The 19981-nt window shown below is 61.8% G+C and carries 23 protein-coding genes; 11 read left to right on the plus strand and 12 right to left on the minus strand.

Features of this window, described 5'->3' with window-relative positions; translation table 11 throughout:
• Positions 1–78: 78 nt before the first annotated feature.
• From HCO70_RS23450 to HCO70_RS23460, 3 genes are read right to left on the minus strand one after another with little or no spacing between them, the layout of a single operon-like run.
• Entirely contained in the window at positions 79–522 is a 444-nt protein-coding gene (locus HCO70_RS23450; protein WP_172300341.1) for a GtrA family protein, read from the minus strand.
• Positions 523–537: 15 nt separating this feature from the next.
• On the minus strand, positions 538–1254 hold the full coding sequence (locus HCO70_RS23455; protein ID WP_172300342.1) for a hypothetical protein: 717 nt from the start codon (positions 1252–1254) through the stop codon (positions 538–540).
• Between the two features lie 11 nt (positions 1255–1265).
• Positions 1266–1499, minus strand: a complete 234-nt coding sequence (locus tag HCO70_RS23460) for a hypothetical protein (RefSeq protein WP_172300343.1) — start codon at positions 1497–1499, stop codon at positions 1266–1268.
• Positions 1500–1711: 212 nt separating this feature from the next.
• Here HCO70_RS23460 and HCO70_RS23465 point away from each other — a divergent pair, with 212 nt between their 5' ends.
• The 4 genes from HCO70_RS23465 to HCO70_RS23480 all read left to right on the plus strand — a co-directional run bounded on the left by HCO70_RS23465 (position 1712) and on the right by HCO70_RS23480 (position 4853).
• Entirely contained in the window at positions 1712–2047 is a 336-nt protein-coding gene (locus HCO70_RS23465; protein WP_172300344.1) for a hypothetical protein, read from the plus strand.
• Between the two features lie 125 nt (positions 2048–2172).
• Positions 2173–2811 (plus strand): ribonuclease HII, encoded by a 639-nt coding sequence (locus HCO70_RS23470; protein ID WP_172300474.1) that lies wholly within the window; start codon positions 2173–2175, stop codon positions 2809–2811.
• A 94-nt stretch (positions 2812–2905) separates the two neighbouring features.
• Positions 2906–3997 (plus strand): site-specific DNA-methyltransferase, encoded by a 1092-nt coding sequence (locus HCO70_RS23475; RefSeq protein ID WP_172300345.1) that lies wholly within the window; start codon positions 2906–2908, stop codon positions 3995–3997.
• A gap of 298 nt (positions 3998–4295) precedes the next feature.
• Positions 4296–4853, plus strand: coding sequence for a PEBP family protein (locus HCO70_RS23480; RefSeq protein WP_172300346.1), 558 nt, complete (start codon positions 4296–4298; stop codon positions 4851–4853).
• A gap of 6 nt (positions 4854–4859) precedes the next feature.
• On the opposite strand, the gene HCO70_RS23485 is transcribed toward HCO70_RS23480, so the two are convergent.
• A complete protein-coding gene (locus HCO70_RS23485) occupies positions 4860–5993 on the minus strand; it encodes an alkane 1-monooxygenase (RefSeq protein WP_172300347.1) in 1134 nt (377 codons plus the stop codon).
• Between the two features lie 55 nt (positions 5994–6048).
• Complete coding sequence (gene mutY, locus HCO70_RS23490; protein ID WP_172300348.1) at positions 6049–7107, minus strand: A/G-specific adenine glycosylase; 1059 nt, start codon at positions 7105–7107, stop codon at positions 6049–6051.
• A gap of 85 nt (positions 7108–7192) precedes the next feature.
• On the opposite strand from mutY, the gene HCO70_RS23495 reads away from it, so the two are divergent.
• Genes HCO70_RS23495 through HCO70_RS23505 form a run of 3 tightly spaced genes read left to right on the plus strand, consistent with a single transcriptional unit; the run spans position 7193 to position 9573 of the window.
• On the plus strand, positions 7193–7711 hold the full coding sequence (locus HCO70_RS23495; RefSeq protein WP_172300349.1) for a DUF721 domain-containing protein: 519 nt from the start codon (positions 7193–7195) through the stop codon (positions 7709–7711).
• Positions 7712–7720: 9 nt separating this feature from the next.
• Positions 7721–8434: a DsbA family protein gene (locus HCO70_RS23500; RefSeq protein ID WP_172300350.1), complete on the plus strand. Its 714-nt coding sequence runs from the start codon at positions 7721–7723 to the stop codon at positions 8432–8434.
• Positions 8431–9573 (plus strand): CaiB/BaiF CoA-transferase family protein, encoded by a 1143-nt coding sequence (locus HCO70_RS23505; protein WP_172300351.1) that lies wholly within the window; start codon positions 8431–8433, stop codon positions 9571–9573. The genes HCO70_RS23500 and HCO70_RS23505 overlap by 4 nt, the downstream gene beginning before the upstream one ends.
• On the opposite strand, the gene lpxK is transcribed toward HCO70_RS23505, so the two are convergent.
• Genes lpxK through HCO70_RS23520 form a run of 3 tightly spaced genes read right to left on the minus strand, consistent with a single transcriptional unit; the run spans position 9570 to position 12098 of the window.
• Positions 9570–10571 carry a tetraacyldisaccharide 4'-kinase gene (gene lpxK / locus HCO70_RS23510; protein WP_172300352.1) on the minus strand — a complete coding sequence of 334 codons (1002 nt, stop codon included), beginning with the start codon at positions 10569–10571 and terminating at the stop codon, positions 9570–9572. The genes HCO70_RS23505 and lpxK overlap by 4 nt on opposite strands.
• Positions 10571–11842, minus strand: a complete 1272-nt coding sequence (locus HCO70_RS23515; protein WP_172300353.1) for a 3-deoxy-D-manno-octulosonic acid transferase — start codon at positions 11840–11842, stop codon at positions 10571–10573. The genes lpxK and HCO70_RS23515 overlap by 1 nt, the downstream gene beginning before the upstream one ends.
• Positions 11843–11852: 10 nt before the next feature.
• Positions 11853–12098 carry a DUF4170 domain-containing protein gene (locus tag HCO70_RS23520; RefSeq protein WP_172300354.1) on the minus strand — a complete coding sequence of 82 codons (246 nt, stop codon included), beginning with the start codon at positions 12096–12098 and terminating at the stop codon, positions 11853–11855.
• Positions 12099–12134: 36 nt separating this feature from the next.
• Here HCO70_RS23520 and HCO70_RS23525 point away from each other — a divergent pair, with 36 nt between their 5' ends.
• The gene (locus tag HCO70_RS23525) at positions 12135–12575 is read left to right on the plus strand and encodes a helix-turn-helix transcriptional regulator (RefSeq protein WP_253913460.1); all 441 of its coding nucleotides are present in this window, start codon (positions 12135–12137) and stop codon (positions 12573–12575) included.
• Entirely contained in the window at positions 12565–13062 is a 498-nt protein-coding gene (locus HCO70_RS23530) for an SRPBCC family protein (protein ID WP_172300355.1), read from the plus strand. The genes HCO70_RS23525 and HCO70_RS23530 overlap by 11 nt, the downstream gene beginning before the upstream one ends.
• Positions 13063–13199: 137 nt before the next feature.
• On the opposite strand, the gene HCO70_RS23535 is transcribed toward HCO70_RS23530, so the two are convergent.
• The 4 genes from HCO70_RS23535 to HCO70_RS23550 all read right to left on the minus strand — a co-directional run bounded on the left by HCO70_RS23535 (position 13200) and on the right by HCO70_RS23550 (position 16625).
• Positions 13200–13766: a fasciclin domain-containing protein gene (locus tag HCO70_RS23535; RefSeq protein WP_172300356.1), complete on the minus strand. Its 567-nt coding sequence runs from the start codon at positions 13764–13766 to the stop codon at positions 13200–13202.
• 121 nt (positions 13767–13887) lie between these two features.
• Complete coding sequence (locus HCO70_RS23540) at positions 13888–14604, minus strand: anti-sigma factor domain-containing protein (RefSeq protein WP_172300357.1); 717 nt, start codon at positions 14602–14604, stop codon at positions 13888–13890.
• Entirely contained in the window at positions 14589–15131 is a 543-nt protein-coding gene (locus tag HCO70_RS23545; protein WP_172300358.1) for a sigma-70 family RNA polymerase sigma factor, read from the minus strand. Before HCO70_RS23545 ends, HCO70_RS23540 begins: the two co-directional genes overlap by 16 nt.
• Positions 15132–15215: 84 nt before the next feature.
• Positions 15216–16625: an FAD-binding oxidoreductase gene (locus tag HCO70_RS23550; RefSeq protein WP_172300359.1), complete on the minus strand. Its 1410-nt coding sequence runs from the start codon at positions 16623–16625 to the stop codon at positions 15216–15218.
• Positions 16626–16997: 372 nt separating this feature from the next.
• Here HCO70_RS23550 and HCO70_RS23555 point away from each other — a divergent pair, with 372 nt between their 5' ends.
• Positions 16998–17771 (plus strand): VPLPA-CTERM sorting domain-containing protein, encoded by a 774-nt coding sequence (locus HCO70_RS23555; RefSeq protein ID WP_216665600.1) that lies wholly within the window; start codon positions 16998–17000, stop codon positions 17769–17771.
• 164 nt (positions 17772–17935) lie between these two features.
• Positions 17936–19972, plus strand: a complete 2037-nt coding sequence (locus HCO70_RS23560; protein WP_172300361.1) for an NADH:flavin oxidoreductase — start codon at positions 17936–17938, stop codon at positions 19970–19972.
• The last annotated feature ends 9 nt before the right edge of the window (positions 19973–19981 follow it).

Genomic DNA, 19981 nt, shown 5'->3' on the forward strand with positions numbered 1-19981 from the left:
GTGAAGTCGGGAATGGCTGACCCAAGAAGTTGTTATCCTGCCCCGCGCGATTTCTGCCGCACCCACAGGCACATCTGATCAGGCTGTGCGCTCAAAAAAGACGAACCGCTTGTCCAGCTGGAACTTGACGACATAGCCGATGGTTAGCCCGATCACGGCGCCAAGTTCTCGCATCGCATCGGTGCTCCACACCTGATAGAAGGTGTACTCCATTCCCCAGAAGATCGCCGTGGTGACAAGTCCAGTCATGGTATAGCGCGTAAAGCGCTCGCTGTGCGCGCGAGCGCCTTTCGACGTGTCGAAGAAGATCCAGCGCTTGTCCAACAGGTATTTCGTTACTAGCCCGGCGCCGGTTCCGACGGCGATGGCCAGCAGCACCGCCTGATCGTCAGGCGTGATACCGGGAACCAGCCTCCACCCGTCGGGCAAAACGGCCAACACCGCTCGCTGGGACCCGAGATTGACGATAATGGAGATCACCGCGAAGGCAGAATAACGGAAAATCAGGGTACGAAGAGTCACGAGATCCCACGCCGGTCAGATCATCCGGATTACATCTTTGTCGATCGACAGCATATAACCCTTCCGTGCGATGTTCTTCACCAATAGCTCGCTGACCATCTGATTGCCCAGCGAATCCCGAAGCCGCTTGATTCTGGTCGCTCCCGAGGCCTCGTCGCAATCGGCCGCGTTCTTGCCCGAGATCATCGCCTCTATCTCTGCTCCGGACAGCACGTCCTCGTCCATCCGTGCCTCTGCCAGCACCGCCAGTGTCTCTATCGCCGCGCCGGTCAGCGAGAATTCAAGGTTGTTGTTCAGGTAAACCTTTCGTTCCTCCCGGCTGATGATCAGCGACGAGACCTGAAGTCCGGAGCGTTCGATCTCGCCGATCCGCTTGTTCAACGCAATGATGGTCAGCAGAAACACCAGCGAGGCGATCATCAGCGCAGTGGCAAAAATCAGCAGCACGAAGATGATCATCCGGTAGCTGGCGAGAACCTCGGAAAATGTGCGTCCCGATTCAAGCAGCGCGGTCAAAAGCCCGGTTTCCACTTGCGAGTCGGGCGAGGTCTGCAATTCCAGGAACAGCTGGTCGACGCGGTCAACGAAGGCCGTCGCCGTCGGCAGGTTCAGGAACAGAAGTACGGATGTGATCGCGAGGATCGCGACGATGGCGGTGACGCCAAACGCAACCACCCGACTGCTGGAGCGCCGGGTGGATGCAACGTCATGCCCATTTTCAATCAGGCTCATAGCCGGAAATACTAACCGCCGGGTGTGACCTTGACTATAGCCAAGAGTTGCATCCCTTGATCGGCCAGCGTGCTTTGCACGATCGGCGTCGCGGCGCCCACAGAGCAGGCGTTGTCGGGTACCGACATCCGCTTCTGCACATATTCGGTGCCCTTCCTCGCCTTGTACTCGACGAGACAAGCCGCGGAGGCGTTTGTCGCGAACAGGCCCATGGCGAGGGCAAGTATGGTGACTGCGTGTTTCATATGCCGGACATTGGACTGGGGGCCGGCGTTATTCAATATCCGCAGGGGTTTCCGGGGCGTGTTATCGGATATCAACCTGCCTGGCCCGGACCGTTATCGGATAGCGCGGGGGAGATATTGCTTAACTTCAGCGGATGCAGCGAATTGCGCGTTGTAAGGGTGCCCGGCCGTGAAGCCGGCGTCCGACAATATACAGAAAAAGGACTGTCCCAATGACCAAACGCCTTATTGCGACCGTAGTCGCCGCCGCCGTGGCCATGAGTGCTTTCGCCGCCGCCCCGGCCCGCGCCCTCGACAGTGGCGAGCTTGGCCGCCTGCTTCTTGGCACCGGCGCCGTCATCGTCATCGGCAGCGCAATCGCAAACAACAACAAGAACCACAACAACCGGAACAAGGGGTTGGTGGTGAATCGGAACAAGCCCCACTACACGTACCGGCCCGCGCCCAACCGTGGCCGCAACGCTTTGGTCGTTCCGCAGCAGTGCCTGCGCGGTCACGGCAACAAGCTGTGGGTCGATCAGCACTGCCTGAACCGCTACCGCTACTGATTTCTCATTACGAGCAGTGGCCCGGGCAGCCCCGGGCCATCACGGGAGGGCGGGCGCCATTGCGGGGGTGTCCGCCCTTTCCTTTTGGCTTGTCTCGACCGGTGTCATGCGTTTGTCTGCCGCCCATGCCCCGAGCCGTTCCCGATTTTCTGTATGAAGAAGCCGCTTTCGCCCGCGGCGCGCTCTGGATCATCGGAATCGATGAGGTCGGCCGCGGGCCGCTGGCTGGTCCAGTAACCGCCGCGGCGGTCAGACTGGATCCCGATGCGCTTCCCACCGGACTGAGCGACTCGAAGCAGCTATCGGCGAAGACGCGCGAACGGCTGACTGACGAGATTCATGTTTCGGCCGAGGTCTGCATTGCCCACGCAAGCGTCGAGGAAATCGATGAACTCAATATCTTCCACGCCGCCCATCTGGCGATGTGCCGGGCGGCATCGGGCCTGTCCCGCGTGCCCGAGCATGCGTTGGTCGACGGCAACTTCATCCCCGCCGAACTGACCTGTTCCGCCGAGGCGATCATCAAGGGCGACTGTAAATCGCTGTCGATTTCGGCGGCTTCGATCGTGGCCAAAACGTGCCGCGACAAACTCATGGTGGACTTGGCGCAACAATACCCCGGATACGGCTGGGAAACCAACGCAGGCTACGGGACCAAGGCGCATCTCGCGGCGCTCCGAGATCTGGGGATAACCCCACACCATAGAAAAAGCTTCGCGCCTGTACACAATATCTTGTATCAAGATATTTCTGTAACCGACTGATTCAAAAAAGAATTTGACCGCGAATCGCCTTTGACTCATCTTTCTGCCAACGAACAAGCGGCGCTCGGGACAGGGCGCGGGGACAAGGGCAGCGATGGCGAAGACGGCGAATGGGGCGGATCTGCCGCTCAACGAGATCATTGCGGGTGACTGCATCGAGGTGATGCGGTCCTTGCCCGCGGGCTCAGTCGATCTGATCTTCGCCGACCCGCCCTATAACCTTCAGCTTAAGTCGGATCTGCATCGCCCGGACAATTCGCGCGTCGACGCAGTGGACGACGCATGGGACCAGTTCGCAAGCTTCGCGACATATGACCAGTTCACCCGCGACTGGCTGGCGGCAGCGAAGCGCCTTCTGAGGCCGAACGGCGCGATCTGGGTAATCGGATCATATCACAATGTCTTCCGGCTGGGCGCGGAACTGCAGAACCAGGGCTTCTGGATCCTGAATGATGTGGTCTGGCGCAAGTCGAACCCGATGCCGAACTTCCGTGGCATGCGGCTAACCAACGCGCATGAAACGCTGATCTGGGCGTCGCGGGAAGAAGGGGCGAAATATACCTTTAACTACGAGGCGCTGAAGGCGTTGAACGACGGCGTGCAGATGCGGTCGGACTGGGTGATCCCGCTGTGCACGGGGCATGAGAGATTGAAAGACGACAACGGCGATAAGGCGCATCCGACGCAGAAACCTGAGGCGCTGCTGCACCGGGTGCTGGTCGCAACGACGAAGCCGGGCGATGTCGTACTGGATCCGTTCTTCGGAACCGGAACCACCGGCGCTGTCGCCAAGATGCTGGGCCGGGATTTCATCGGGATCGAGCGCGAGGAAGCCTACCGCAAGGTGGCGTTGAAACGGCTGGACAAGGTGCGCCGCTACGACAAGTCGGCGCTGGAAGTGTCTTCCAGCAAGCGCGCGGAGCCGCGCGTACCCTTCGGTCAGTTGGTCGAACGCGGGATGCTGCGGCCGGGCGAAATACTGGAATCGCAGAACGGCAAGACCGCCAAGGTCCGAGCTGACGGAACGCTGGTTTCCGCTGATGTGACCGGCTCGATCCACCAGGTCGGTGCGGCGCTGGAAGGGGCGCCATCCTGCAACGGCTGGACTTACTGGACCTTCCGCCGCGAGGGGAAACGCATTCCGATCGACGTGCTGCGCCAACAGATCCGGTCAGAGATGCGCTGAGAACTCCGAACTACCGCCGGTGCCTGTGGCCCGTCCACGGCACGAACTGGCCCCGCCGATCTAACTCGGCGGGGCTTTTTTCGCGGCGACGTTACATTGGCTGACCAAGTGTAAGCCAATATTCAGGACAGACGCAAAAGCGTCGGACAGGAGAGTACGCATGAACATGACGATACGGGCGGTGTCATGCCTCTGCCTCGTCTGGGCCGCATTCGGCGCCGGAGCTCAGGGCCGCCGGGATCTGAACGAAACGAGATTCCCGGGAACCGGCGCGGTTCAGATCACTGCAGAGGTCTGGGTGGACAACTGGTTCGCGATTTACATCGATGGCGCGAAATTGATGGAGGATAGCATTCCGTATCAGACCGAGCGTTCGTTCAACGCCGAACGGATCACGTTCAGCACCGATCTTCCGGTGACGATCGCCTTCGAATTGCGGGATTACATGGAGAATAATTCCGGTCTGGAATACATCGGCACGCGCAAGCAGCAGATGGGCGATGGCGGAGCGATCTTCCAGTTCCGTGATCAGACAGGACATTTGCTTGGCGCCAGCGCCGCAGGATGGCGCTGCAAGGTTGTTCAGCACGCGCCGGCAAACCCCAGCTGCGCGAATGAGCGCAATCCGGTCGCCGGTGTAGGTGCCTGCATGGCGGAAGCAGAGGTTTCGCCAGCCAATTGGGCGGCGCCCGGATTTAACGACGCCAGCTGGCAGGACACCCGCGTCTATAGTGCGCGGGAAGTCGGGCCGAAAGACGGCTACGACATGATATCGTGGGACAGGTCGGCGGAATTGATCTGGGGGCCCAGCCTCAAGCAGGACAATATCGTGCTGTGCCGCGGGGTACTGCAGTAACCGTGGTTACTCCGGCAGCGGCGTGCGGCCCTCCTTATATGCCGACCAGTCTTCGATCTCCGGGTAGTGCTGCCGTCGCCATGCCCGCACGCGCGGGTTCATCACACGACGCCAAAGGGGCGGGACCAAAGCGGCCAGCGTCATCAGCGGATAGCCGAAGGGCAATTGCGGCGCTTCGTCCTCTGCATAGGTCTGTAGCAGCGGAAAACGGCGGCTGGGTTTTGTGTGGTGGTCCGAATGGCGCTGCAGGTTGATCAGCAGCCAGTTCGATGCCTTGTGCGCGGCATTCCACGAATGCCGGGGCTGGACGCGCTCGTACTTTCCGGCTCCCAGATGTTTCCGGGTCAGCCCGTAGTGCTCGATATAGTTGGTCAGCTCCAGCTGCCAGACGGCGATGAAGGCTTGGAAAACGAAAAGCGCCAGCCCCTCGAGCCCGCCGATGAGAAACGCCAACAAGAGTGCAGCAGCCTGCAGGATCGCATAGCGCCAGAATGGGTTGCTCCTGTGCCAGACCGGCCGGTCCCTGCGAGCCAGCAGGGCCTTCTCCGCCTCCCAGGCTGAGCCGGGGCATTCGAATAGAACGCGGAAGAAGTAACGGTGGAAACCTTCATTGTATCGCGCGGTCACCGCGTCGCGGGGTGTGCCGACATGGGTGTGGTGGACTAGCAGATGCTCGGTCCGGAAATGGCTGTAAAGCACGGTCGCAAGCAGCAGGTCCGCGAGCTGGCGCTCCAGCCGGTTCTTCTGGTGCATCAGTTCGTGCGCATAGACGATGCCGACCGTACCTGACAGGATACCGACATTGAAGAACAGCAACAGCTTTTCCCACGCCGCCAGGTGACCGGTATGGGTGGCGTACCAGATGGTCAGGTAAATCGCGGCGAACTGCAGCGGAAACCAGATCAGCGTGATCAGGCGGTACCAGAACAGCTGATCGTCATCTGTGTTGGTATTCAGGTTCTCCTCGTTCAGTCCGAGAAGCGCATCGAGCAGGGAATAGAGCCACCAGGTGCCAAGCGGAGGCAGGAGCAGTGTCCAGCCGCCGTAGGTCGCAGAGATCGCCAACAGCGGCAACAGTGCAAGCGACAGCCAGAACGGCAGTGCGTTACGGATGCCTCCTATATTGGGTGCCTGTGCCATGCCGTCTGCGCCTCAGATGGTTTTGGCAGAGTATAGGGCCGGGTGGCGCAGCGGATCAATTCGTCAGAAACGACGCCGCAGCAAGATCATAGGCCTTGCGCATAACAGTTGGCAGGTCGGACGGGCGGAAGCGGTCGCGCGTCATGAATTCCCCGCGCATCGGAATGGCAATCGCTGGTGCGCTGGCCACCCGCAGGGCAAGCCGCAGGTGGAAATGGGTGAAGGTGTGCCGCACCTCCGCTCCCGGATCCCGCCAATCCGCCACAAGCGGTGGCGCCTCCACCGGCGCATCGCCCCAGTCGGAACCGGGCCAGCCGAGCATGCCGCCGAGCAGACCCTTGTCGGGCCGCCGTTCCAATAGCCACGCGCCATCGCTGCGCCGGGCGAGATAGGCAATGCCAAGCCGCGTCGGCTTCGCCTTCTTCGGTGCCTTGCGCGGCAGGTGCGCCTGAACCCCCGCCAACCGCGCCTCGCAGCCGGACATCCAGGGACAGATGCCGCAGGCAGGCGAGGTCGGGGTGCAGATTGTCGCGCCAAGGTCCATGACCGCCTGCGCGTAATCGCCGGGTCGCTCGAACGGCGTTAGCCGCGCGGTAAGCTCGGTGAGTTCCGGCTTTGCCGCTGGCAGCGGCGTCTCGACAAGGAACAGGCGCGACATCACCCGTTCGACGTTGCCGTCGACCACAGGCACCTGTTCGTCGAATGCGATGGCGGCTATAGCGCCCGCCGTGTAGGGGCCGATGCCGGGCAGCGTCAGCAGACCGTCACGCGTCTCCGGGAACCGGCCGCCATAATCCTGCGCCACCACGCGGGCGCATTTCAGCAGGTTGCGTGCGCGTGCGTAGTAGCCCAGCCCTGCCCATTCACCCATCACGTCACCATCGTCGGCTGCGGCGAGGTCCTGCACAGTGGGCCATCGGGTCATAAAGCGGTGGAAATAGTCGCGGACAGCGGCGACCGTGGTCTGCTGCAGCATCACCTCTGACATCCATACCGCGTAAGGGTCAGGGCGGACACCGGCACGGCGTGCGCTTGGGCCGACGCGCCATGGCATCTCTCTCGCATGTCTGTCATACCAGTCCAGAAGTGTCCGGCTCAGCGCCTCGTCACGCAATGTTTATGGCTCCTTTAACGGCTTTGCGCTGGCGCCGGGCATGGCGCGACCGTTAGGATAGCGCCATGACACGAGAGTGCCAGAGATGACAGGCCCGACCCAGAAAGCGCCGCGCCGGTTGCGCGGGTTTGAGCGTGCCTCCGGCCTGCTCTCGACCCGTATTCGCGAAGCAGGCGAAAAGCGCGGCTTTGCCATATCTCGTGTACTGACCCATTGGGGTGAAATCGTGGGAGAAGACACCGCTGCCATCGCGCTCCCTGTTAACGTGAGCTATGCCCGTGGCGGGTTCGGAGCCACGCTGACCGTACTGACCACCGGCGCGAATGCCCCAATGCTAGAGATGCAGAAGGAGCGGATGCGAGAGCGAGTGAATGCCTGCTACGGTTATTCCGCGATCTCCCGCATAAGGATCACTCAGACCGCTCCCACCGGTTTTGCCGAAGGGCAGGCGCAGTTTGCACCCGCGCCGAAGGCAGAGCACGTGTCTGATCCCGAGATCGCGCGCGAGGCGCAGGAAGCGGCAAGACCAGTTGCCGACGAGGGCCTCAGACAGGCCCTTGAAGCGCTGGGTGAAAACGTCCTATCCCGACACCGACAAAGCTGAGGCTGATTGATGAACAAACTTCTTCCCTTCGCCGCCGCCGCGGTGATCGCTGCTGGTGCCGCCTTTTTCTGGCCAGTGTCGAACAGTAGCGAGTTGACTGCTTTTGGTGCTGCCGAAGCACAGGAAGCCGATGCCGAGGTCGATACCTCCATCGTCAAGGAAATGGTGCTGGGTACCGAGGATGCGCCGCTGACCATCGTGGAATATGCTTCGGCCACCTGCCCGCATTGCCGGAACTTCCATCTGGGAACCTTCCGCGAGTTCAAGGAAAACTACGTCGACACGGGCAAGGTACGGTTCGTCTATCGCGAGGTGTACTTCGACCGCTTTGGTCTTTGGGCAGGAATGGTAGCCCGCTGTGGCATGCCGACCGAAGAGGATGCCGATTCCGCCGTTATAGAGGCGTCTAGAAAACGCTATTTCGCGATTATGGACCTGATCTTCGAGAAGCAGCAGGATTGGTTGGAAGGTGATTCCCCAGCGGCGATTGCGCAAAACCTTGCCACGATCGGCAAGTCGGCCGGGCTGTCGGCCGATCAGGTCGATACCTGCATGCAGGATGCCGAAATGGCCAAGGCGCTGGTCGCCGTGTTCGAACAGAACTCGAAGGCCGACGACGTCACCTCGACACCGACCTTTTTTGTCGGAGGCGAGAAGATCACCGGCGCACGGAGCTATGACGAATTCAGCGAGCTGGTCGATGCGCAGCTTGGCGAGGAATGACAGCACCTCTTGCCGGCCTCCGCGTTGTTGAACTGGCACGCATCCTGGCCGGCCCCTGGGCCGGCCAGTGCCTCTCGGACCTGGGCGCTGACGTGATCAAGGTGGAAAGCCCCGCCGGCGACGATACTCGCCAATGGGGACCTCCTTTTGTGGAGCGCGAGGGCGACAGTTCCGCCGCGTATTTCCACGGCTGCAACCGCGGCAAGCGGTCGATCGCGGTCGATTTCCGCACTGAGGTGGGGCAGGAAACGGTGCGCCAGCTTGTCGTTACGGCGGACATCCTGATCGAGAATTTCAAGGTCGGGGGGCTGGACAAATATGGTCTCGATTACGAAAGTCTGCGCGCCGTCAATCCGGGGCTGATCTATTGCTCGATCACCGGCTTCGGCCAGGATGGGCCTTACGCGCATCGGGCAGGCTACGACTACATCATCCAAGGTATGTCCGGGCTAATGTCGATCACCGGAGAGCCGGACGGCCAACCACAAAAAACCGGCGTGGCGATCACTGACGTATTCACCGGGATGTACGCTGCGGTGGCAATTCTGGCGGCGGTCAACCAGCGGCACACGTCCGGCAAGGGCCAGCATATCGACATGGCGCTGCTGGACGTGGCAACCGCAGTGACAGCGAACCAGGCGATGAACTACCTGACCACCGGAACCGCGCCGGTACGGCTGGGGAATACGCACCCGAACCTTGTGCCGTACCAGGTATTCGACTGTGCTGACGGATACATCATCATCGCAACCGGGAACGACCCGCAATTCCGGCGTCTCTGCGATCTGCTGGGTCTGCCGGAACTAAAGGACGACCCAACTTACGCTACCAATGCTGACCGGGTTGCCAATCGCGATCGGCTGGTCGCTCTACTTTCAGCAGAGACACGCAAGCGAAGCAAAGCGGATCTGCTGGACGGCTGCGAGGCAGAAGGCGTGCCTGCAGGGCCGATCAACGACATGGGTGAGGTCTTTGCCGATCCTCAGGTCGCTGCGCGTGGCCTCAGGTTGGAACTGGACGGCGTGCCGTCGGTCAGGCCGCCGTTCCGGTTCTCGGAGGCAGAGCCGAAACTGGACCGGGCCTCACCGAAACTGGATGAACATGGCGACGAGATCCGCGCAGAGCTGAAGCGCGGCTAGTCTGCTGACCTCGGCACTACCCCGTCAAGCAGAGTCTTCATCTTGTCGGGCTCGTTGATCTGCAGACGCACAGGTAGCGTCAGCACCTTCTGACGGAAGCTGGCAGGCAAGCGTACCGCGTCCTTCTCCGTCGTCACCAGTTGCGCACCAAGCATGTACGCCTCGTTCTCCAGCCTGATCATCAGCGACTCGGTCAGCAGCTGATGGTCGCTTAAAGCCTCCGCGCGCTTCAGGCTGGCGCCAAGGCCGCGCAGTGTGGCAAAGAATTTTTCCGGATGGCCGATACCGGCGAAGGCCAGTACGTCCTGTCCCTGCCAGTCCATGCCTGTCTGTATCGGATCGAGTACGGCGGTAAGATGCGGCACGGGGATATCCTCGGCCCAGCAATCCGAAAATCTCTCTTGCGCCGTGGCATCCCCGATCGACAACACCGCGTCGGCGCGTGAAAGTCCTGCATCGACCGGTTCACGAAGGGGGCCCGCCGGGATCACTCGTCCATTGCCGAACCCCGCTCGGGCATCGACAACAACAATGGACAGGTCCTTGGCGACCTGCGGGTTCTGAAACCCGTCATCCATCAGAATGACTTGTGCCCCCGCCGCTTCGGCGGCCTTCGCCCCGGCGGCACGATCCTTCGCAACCCAGACCGATCCGAATGCCGCCAGCAGCAGAGGTTCATCACCGACCTGCTCCGCACTGTGCGCCCGCTCTTCCACACGTACGGGCCCTTCTTCGCTGCCCCCATAGCCACGTGTCACGACGTGCGCCTCATAGCCGCGTGCCTGCAACTCCTGCAACAGGGCAATCACTGTGGGCGTCTTGCCGGTGCCGCCAATGTTCAGGTTGCCGACGCAGATCACTGGAACTGCAGCGCGGTAGCCTTGCTGCATCACCCTGCGCGCCGTTGCGCGCGCATAGAGTGCGCCTAGGGGTGCCAGCGCACGCGCCTTCCAGCCGGGACGGTCCGGTGGCGCCTGCCAGAACGCGGGTGGACGCATCAGGCCGGCTCTCGCTCGTCGAGCTCGGTCAGGACCAGATCCATCGCGCGGTCAGTCACCTCGGCGCCGGAGGTACAGAGCTTCCAAGCCTCGTGCGCCATAAGGGCGGCAATGTCCGGCGACAGCAGGGCCTCAAGTGCCTCGGAAAGCTGGTTGGTGTTCCGTACCATCCGCGTGGCACCGGCCGAGGCGAGCCGGCCATAGGCGCGGCGGTAGTTGCGGACATTCGGTCCGTGGATGATCGCGGATCCGAGCGCGGCGGCCTCGAACGGGTTCACTCCCCCCGACGCTTCCAGCGAACGGCCCAGATAAGATACTGCAGCAAGCCGGTACCAAAGTCCCATTTCGCCCTCGGTATCCGCGATGTAGATCTGCGTGTCCGAGACTGGAAAAGCCCCGGAAGAACGCAAAGATGCAGTGAATCCGTGATCACGGATCGCCTTGGCAAGGTCGGGGCCCGCTTCCGGATCGTCGGGGACGAGGATCAGCAGCAGCTTGTGCGTCCGGCGCAGCACCTGCCGATGCGCGTCCAATATCGGCTCTATTTCGGCATCTGCGGCGTGGCCCGCCAGCCAGACGGGCCGGCCGACAATATCCTTCGCTATATCGTCCCGTTCGGCGGTATTGCAGGGTAGGGCGGCGGTGCCTTCCTCGAGATAGCCTACGATTTCGGTCTTCGCCGGGCCGGCGCCCAGGCGGCGCAGTGCCCCGGCCTTGACCGGGTCGCCTGTGATCACGTGTCGAAAATCGGTGAGCAATGTCGATGATACACCGGGCCAAAAGCGCCAGCCCTGCGTTTCAGTTGGAGCCGTATGGGCGTCGATCAGGTAGAGCGGGACGCCGAACCCGGCTGCCCCAGCGGCCAATGCGGGCCGGACATCGGGTTCTGTCCAGATCGACAGGTCGGGCTTCCAGTGGGTCAGAAAGCTTCGAATCGCGGGCACGTACTCATCGGGCGCGAACTGCGAAATCAGGTGTTCTTCGGAATCGCGCCGCGCCCGGGCGGAAGTGGTGAACAGAAAATTCAGTTCTTCCCGCTCGGCGCGCAAGCGGTTCGCCAGTTCGCGTGCCGCCAGAGCGTGACGATCCTGCCCTGAATGGATCCAGATCAGCGGCCCGTCCGGCCGCTCGATGCCGGCATGGCCTAGGCGTTCGTGCTCCTGCGCCTTCTCATCTTCGGGCGTGTCACCTCGCGCCAGCGCCCGGCGCGTACCACGCTCGGATCGGGCGCGGGTGGCGAGGTAAAGCTTCAGGGGGATCGAATTGGCCATCCGGGTCCTGTCAGCTATCGAGTTCCTCGGTCGAAGAGGCTTCCAGCTCCTCGTCGCGTAATCGGTGCAGGTGGGCAATGAAATAGCGCATGTGCGCATTGTCGACGGTCCGTTGGGCTGCGTCTTTCCATGCGTCATAGGCAGCGGCGTAATTCGGGAAGATTCCAACAATGTCGATGGCGTCGACGTCGCTGAATACGGTTTTGGAGGGATCTACGAGCTCGCCGCCGAAGACGAGGTGCAGTCGTTGGGTCATGGATGCTCCTACAGGTTTGACGCAGGGCGCAAAGTAATGGACCCAGCCAGCGGGGGAAAGGGGAGACGGCAGGGAGTTGACAACGAGCACAATACAATATTACTGATTAGTTATATAGCCATTGGAGACTATATGGGTACCGCTACTCTCGACGCGACTTTCCTAGCCCTTGCCGATCCGACACGGCGCGCAATCCTGGCGCGCCTCGCCGAGGGCGAGGCGACGGTAAACGAACTGGCAAAACCTTTTGAGCTGAGCCAGCCGGCAGTTTCTAAGCACTTGTATGTACTGGAGAAGGCCGGGCTTGTTGAAAGCCGGGTCGACGGGCAGCGGCGGCCGCGGAGCCTGAGGTTGGAGCCAATGCTCGCGGCAGGCGAGTGGATTAGGAGATATCGCGAGGTCTGGGAGATGAATTTCCAAAGGCTTGACGCGGTACTGGAGGAGTTGCAGCGGAATGGAGACGGTGATGCGCGGTGACGAAACGGAAGTGGACCTGCCCGATGAGCGGACAGTCCGGGTGAAACGGGCTTTCGCCGCCCCACCTGACCTCGTTTATAAAGCATTTACAGAACCGGGTCTTCTGAGACGCTGGCTGCTCGGTCCGCCGGGCTGGGAAATGTCGGTCTGCGAGATGGATTTGCGTGTCGGAGGCAAATACCGCTGGCGCTGGCGCAACCAGGAGAACGGTCAGGAATTCGGTTTCTACGGCGAGGTCACCGAACTGGATCCGCCGGGCAATATTTCTCATACCGAGTACTTCGATCCAGGTGACGTCGGCGGTGACATGGGCAAGGGCTCGGCGGTGACGACGAGTTTCGCAGCGGAAGGTGCTGGGACACGGATGACCGTAACAATCGTCTATGACAGCGCCGAAGATCGCGAGGCGGCGATGTCGACCGGCATGACAGACGGTATGGAGATGAGTTACCAGCGGCTGGACGGGATGCTGGCGGAAGGTATCTAGAAAAAGGCCCCGCACCGCCAGGACGGGAAGAGGCGGTGCGGGATGGGCTGCCGAAACAGGAACATAACAAAGCGACAGCCCCATCGGGAGAGACTCCGGCCCTGTCAGTGGGGAAACGACAGGACCGGCCCGAACATTTACATCGCCGGCAAAAGCACGGCGTCGATGACGTGGATAACGCCGTTCGACTGGCGCACGTCGGCGGTGGTGACGGTTGCGGTTGTGCCGTTCTCGTCCGTGAGGGTGATCATGTCGCCGTCCATCTCTGCCTGCAGTGTGCAGCCGCCGACGGTCGACACCGGATGGGTGCCACCATCATCGGCGATCATTCCGGCAATGGCGTCCGACATCGCATTGGCTTCGACAACGTGGCAGGTCAGGATCTTGGTCAACTGATCCTTGTTTTCGGGCATCAGTAGCGAGTCCACGGTGCCTTCGGGAAGCGCCGCAAAGGCTTCGTCGGTCGGCGCGAAGACGGTGTACGGGCCTTCACCGCTCAGCGTGTCGACAAGGTCGGCGGCCTGAACCGCGGCGACCAGCGTCGTATGAATCGGAGAGTTCGAAGCGTTCTCGACGATGGTCATGTCGGCCATCATGTCGGCGCCGCCTACCTGCGGGTTTTCCATCGAATGGCTGGCCGAGAAGGCCATGGAGGAGACCGCGGTAAGGGCGGTAGCGGCGAAAAGGGTCTTGATCGGTTTCATCTTGAAGCTCCCTAACTGTGCTTTCGGGCCGTGAGTGGCCCTGATGCAGGAAGTCACGGATTCAAGTGGTGCGAAGTTTCAGAGCGTTTGATCACGTGTTGTCACGCGGGCGTGAACTCGGTCAGCCCTGTGTCGGAACGGGAGCAATCGCTCCCGTGGCCAGCACTGTGCCAGTCGGCAGGCCCGACGGCGAGCCGCCCGGCGGCTCGTCGGTGATTGCCAGAGTTCCGCCTGGCAGCAAGGATCGGTGGCCCGATGCGACGATCAGATGCGTGGTCGGCTCGTCCTCGGCCAGCACTCCCAAAGAAATCGGGTTGGGCTGACTCTCGGCAATGATCCACAGCTCTAATGAGCGGCCGACCGGCGCGGTCCCGGCCAGCCGGGTCAATTCCAGGTCGCCGGTTTCCCCATTCATCACGGCGTCGATGTGCAGACTGTTATCCTCCGCCACAATCTCGGCGTGATGGGTCGGCTGGGGCAGGGGCGAAGGTGGCTCCAGCGGAACGGCTGCAACGAATATGATGGCAAGCATCAGCCCGACAGCCGCGCCGACAAGAACCGAGAACCAAGGTCGTCCGCCACGCTTGGGCTCGTCAAACAGCCGCGCCTCAACCTTCTTGCGCACGCGGTCGGGCGGCGTCTCCGCTGCCACGCTGTCCGCCAGTGCAACGAATTCCTCGTCCCAGTCCACTACGAGGCGGCGCAAAGCCGGCTCTTCACTCAGCCGCGACTCAAACGCCCGTCGGTCCGCATCCGGCAGCAGGCCGAGGACATACTCACCCGCAATGGCGATATCCTCTTCGCTGAATTCCGGTCCGGTCGTCATCGTGTCAGGCACTCTCGCAGGCTCAGAAGGCTGCGGCGCAGCCATGTTCGCATGGTGTTGAGCGGCACTTTGTAACGAAGCGCCAGCTCTTTGTAACTCTCCCCGTCCAGATAGGCACTTCGCACCGCCCCCGCCCTGTCTGTCTCCAACTCGGCAAGGCAAGCCTCGATCTGCCGTCGTTCCGACGCTGCGAGCGCCTCGCCCTCAGGCGTCGGCCCCGGCGCGGCGATCTCAGGCAAGTCATCGATATCGGCGGATGCGGTCTTGCGGGACCTCAGCTTGTCGATGGCGATATTCCGCGCCATCGTAATCAGCCAAGTCATCGGCGAATAGCCTCCGGCCGTGTAGGCGTCGGCCTTCCGCCATATCCTTACATAGACATCCTGCAACGCCTCTTCAGCTTCTGCCCGGTTCTTCAAAACACGAAGGCAGATGCCGAAAAGTTTCGCGGACGTAACGGAATAAAGTCTGGCAAAGGCCTCGCGATCCCGCAACTTCACCCGTGCAATCAGCTCTTCGATCTCGTCAGGGCTGGACATCGGGACTCGGCAATCCTTGGTTACGGGCACGCACACCGGTTGGAACGGGGTAACCCGCAGCAGACCACGAGCTAGGGTGTCCGGTCAATCCGGCAAGACTTTGCCAGGGTTGAGGATCCCCTTCGGATCGAGCGCCGCCTTGACGGCTCGCATCACGTCCAATGCCACCGGGTTCTTACGCCGCGCCATCGAAGGTTTCTTCGACAACCCTATGCCATGCTCTGCCGAGAAGGAGCCGCGGAACTGCAGCACCAGATCTTCGATCATCTCGGAAATGCAGTCATGGAACGCGGGGTCCTTGCTCGACGGATAGATGCTGAAATGGATGTTGCCGTCTCCGAGATGCGCGACGCACAGGTTCTCGGACATTGGATCGAGTTCGCCGAGCGTCTGCGTGGCGCGCTCCAAGAAAATGCCGACCTTGTCGACGGGCAGCGCCACGTCGCAGTTCACTATGGGCAGGCGGCCCAGTGTAACTTCAGCGGCCTGTTCGCGGCGTTCCCAGATGCTGCGCCGCTGCGCCTCGTTCCGGGCGACTATGGCGTCGAGAATAGCGCCTTCCTCGAGCATCCCCGAGAGGGCTTCCTCCAGGTAGGCCGCAATCGGAACGGTACCGTCGGGCCCTGGCGTCGCGTCGCGTGGGGCGGTCGCACCTACTTCGACCATTATGTTGATCTCGTGTGGGGCGTCGAAGGGTTCACGGGCCGACGGGAACTTTTTCAGGTGCGCCTCAATGTAACGGCGTGGCATGTATTCAAAGGCTTCGACGGCTCCACCGGTCGCTTCCTGCAGACGGTTCAGAAGGACAAGCGCCTGCGACAGGTCCGGCGCCGCGACCATGGCTGTGGCATAGGCGCGCGGCTTCGGCGCAAGCTTCACGACGGCGGCAGTGATGATGCCCAGAGTTCCCTCGGCGCCAATGAACAGGTCCTTTAGGTCGTAGCCGGAGTTGTCCTTGTGGAGTTGGCTCATCAAATCCATCACCCGACCATCCGCCAGCACGACCTCCAATCCCAGGCACAACCCGCGGGTTGAGCCGTAGCGCACCACGTTCGAACCGCCGGCATTAGTGGACAGCACGCCGCCGATCATCGCCGACCCCTTCGCCCCGAACGTGAGCGGAAAGACGAGGCCCTGCACTTCGGCGGCTTCGTGCAACTGCGTCAGCACCACTCCTGCGCCGACGGTGGCGGTGAGCGCGTCCGCCCGGATCTCGCGGATATCGTTCAGCCGCTCAACAGACAGCAAGAACTGCCCGTCGGCGTAGGCTCCGCCATTCAGGCCCGTGCGCCCGGCCGCAGGAACGATAGCGGTGCCAGTTTCATATGCGAGTTTCAGGATTGCGCTGACCTCGGCGGTGCTGCCGGGGCGCAGGACGGCGGCGGGGTTCGACCGATACTTCTTGGTCCAGTCCTCGCAGTAGGGCGCCATGTCGTCGCCGGTTAGCACATGGGCGGCGCCCAGGATCTTCCGGAACCTGTTTTCTAGGTCCATTCCGCCTCCTCCCATTTCGGCCTGAATGTCGTCCCAGATGACCGGTTTTGCCGTTGTGGACAAGGTCCGAGATTGTCGCTCGCAGCAAATCGCGTTTTGCGAAACGGGCCGAAACGGGTACCCTAAAGACAACTTTTAGCTGTTCCCAGATAGAGGATCGAATTCGAGCAGAGTCATCCTGAGATATCAAACTTCAACAGAACCGGTTTCGCCAAAGACCACCGACTCGCAGCAGAATCCGATTCGCGGAATCCCCCCTAGGTAACCAGTTTCGCCATCCGCGTGGCGTCGTTCAGTGAACTACCAGTACCCGCTTTGACATACGGAAAGTGGGGCGATGACAAGCGCATTCGATGAGTAACTCAGGACTAGATGGAGCGAAATATGGTCAGAACACCACTTTTGGCATCGGTTTTCGGCATGGTCTTCGCCAGTGACATTTCGGCCGGAACCATTACCTTTGATGACGCAGAGATTCTGGATTTCGACGATGAGACATTTACAGAGCTCGGCTTCACCTTCGGGAACAGCATAGCCTATTACGAAGGTACGCAGCTGTACCTCCACGATGACAACGGCTTGCTGACGTCGATCTTCACACGCGACGACGGTAGGTTGTTTTCGGTGCGTGCCGGGGAGGTTTCCGGCTACTCACGGTTGTACAAAGGTGTTTCCGGCCCAAATCCCGATGGGTCAGGCGAGCTGGATTACAGCAATGGCGGAAATCCGATGCACCTCGAACTCGAAGAGGACATCTATTACCAGCTGGAAGGTTACCGAAACGGCAGCCTGGTCTCCAGCCTGACATCGCTCATTCCGACGGGGCTGTTCCCATCCTTCCAGCAAACGAAGTGGGGCGGGTCTTTCGCCGACATCGACACATTCGTCATATCGTTGCTGCTTCCGCCGGGGATCACCTCTTATGCTGGCGACTTATACAACTGGCCATGGGACGGAAACGGCTCCCAGTATATCGCAAGCTTGCCCTTCGGCCCGGGTGAATATCTGTGCGAGGAATGGTGCGCGGGCCTGCAATTCGACAGCCTGCGCGTTTCCACGGTCCCGTTACCGGCAACGTTGCCGCTTCTCGGTGCCGGGTTCGTTGCGATGGGCCTGATCGGGCTGCGCCGCCGGAAACGTTCATAACCATCGGCGTGGTGGCAGGATTTTCCTGTCGCCGTCGCCGACCTTCAAGCAATGGGCTCCAGCGGACCGTTACGTGATTGTCATCTCACGTGACGCATTTCGGCCTGCAAAGGGCTGCACCTGCCGCATAGGCTGGGCGCCAGGCACTCCCCGAAGGACACCCGATGACGACCGACCCGCTGCTGCAACCCTACCGCCTGAAACACCTTTCCCTGAAGAACCGGATAATGTCGACCGCGCACGAGCCGGCCTATTCCGAGAGCGGCATGCCGACGGAGCGATACAGGCTCTATCACCGGGAAAAGGCCAGGGGCGGCTGCGCTCTTACGATGACGGCAGGCTCGGCTGTTGTGTCGGCGGACAGTCCCGAGGCGTTCGGGAACCTGCATGCGTATCGCGATGAGATCGTGCCGTGGCTCAAGGCACTGGCGGATGACTGCCACGAGGAAGGCTGTGCAGTGATGATCCAGCTGACCCACCTGGGTTGGCGAACGGGGTGGAACCGGGGTGACTGGCTGCCGGTAGTGGCGCCGTCAGCGGTTCGGGAACCGGCACACCGGGCCTTTCCGAAACCATTGGAAGAGTGGGACATCGCGCGGATCCTGGCGGATTTCGCCGCCGCAGCGCAGCGAATGCAGGCGGCTGGACTCGACGGGATCGAATTTGAAGCCTACGGCCACTTGATCGACGCGTTCTGGTCGCCCTATCAGAACCGCCGCGACGATGACTGGAACGGCTCGCTGGACAACAGGCTGCGGTTCCTGTGGGCGGTGATCGACGCGGTGCGCGCGGCGGTTGGGCCGGACTTCATCGTAGGATTGCGGATGGTAGCGGACGAGCAATTCGACAAGGGATTGTCGCGGGAAGAGGGGATGGAGATCGCTCGGCGGGTGGCGGCATCCGGCAAGTTCGACTTCATCAACCTGATCCGCGGTCGGGTGGCGACCGATGGGGAACTGACGCGTGTGATCCCGGTGCAAGGGATGGCCTCTGCCCCGCATCTGGATTTCGCGGGCGAGGTGCGGGCGGAGACGAAGTTTCCGGTGTTCCACGCGGCAAAGATTTCCGACGTCGCGACTGCACGCCATGCAGTAGCTTCAGGCAAGCTGGACATGGTGGGAATGACCCGCGCTCACATCGCCGATCCGCATATCGGCGCGAAGGTCGCAGCGGGGCATGAGGATCGGATCCGACCATGCGTCGGCGCCACCTATTGTCTCGACCGGATCTATGAGGGCGGCGGTGCGCTGTGCATCCACAACGCTGCGACCGGGCGCGAGGCGACCATGCCGCATGCCATCTCGAAGGCCGGGGCGGCGAAGCGCGCAGTGATCGTCGGCGCTGGCCCGGCGGGACTGGAAGCGGCGCGCGTTGCGGCAGAGCGGGGGCACGATGTGACGCTGCTGGAAGCGTCGGACCGCGCTGGAGGCCAAGTGAACCTGCTGGCCGCCAACCCGCGGCGGAGGGAGATGATCGGGATCGTCGACTGGCGGCTGGCAGAGCTGGACCGCCGCGGTGTGACCATCCGGTACAACCTCTTTGCCGAAGCGTCGGACGTCTTAGCCTTGCGTCCCGAGGTGGTGATCGTCGCCACCGGCGGTCTGCCGCAACCGCCTGAGATGGAAGGCGATGAACTCTGTGTGTCCAGCTGGGACATCCTGTCAGGTGCGGTAAAACCGGCGGCGCGTGTGCTGGTCTACGACGACAACGGTGCGCATCCGGGGATGAGCGCGGCGGAGGTGATCGCTCGGTTGGGATCGGAACTGGAACTGGTCTCGCCCGAACGGTTCTTCGCTCCGGAGGTGGGCGGGTTGAACCACGCGCCCTACGCCACCGCGCTGCAGGAGGCAGGCGCGAGGGTGACGATCAATACCCGGGTGGCCGGCGTGCGGCGTGAGGGCAACGAACTGGTCGCGGTGCTCAGCTCCGATTACGCGCCGGACTATCGCGAGGAGCGCCGTGTCGATCAGGTAGTGGTGGAACACGGGACTGCTGCGCTCGACGAGCTCTATTTCGACCTGAAGGCACGGTCGCGGAACCTTGGTGAGGTCGACTACACCGCGCTCCGCTCAGTAGGTGCGCTGTTCCCGGAACGCAATCCTGCGGGTGAATTCCTGCTCTACCGGATCGGCGACGCCGTTGCGTCGCGCAATATCCACGCGGCAATCTACGACGCCCTGCGTTTCGGAATTCGCTGGTAACGCAGTCTG

It is taken from the genome of Pseudoruegeria sp. HB172150 (assembly GCF_013184805.1).
In the GTDB taxonomy this organism is placed as follows: Bacteria; Pseudomonadota; Alphaproteobacteria; order Rhodobacterales; family Rhodobacteraceae; genus Psychromarinibacter.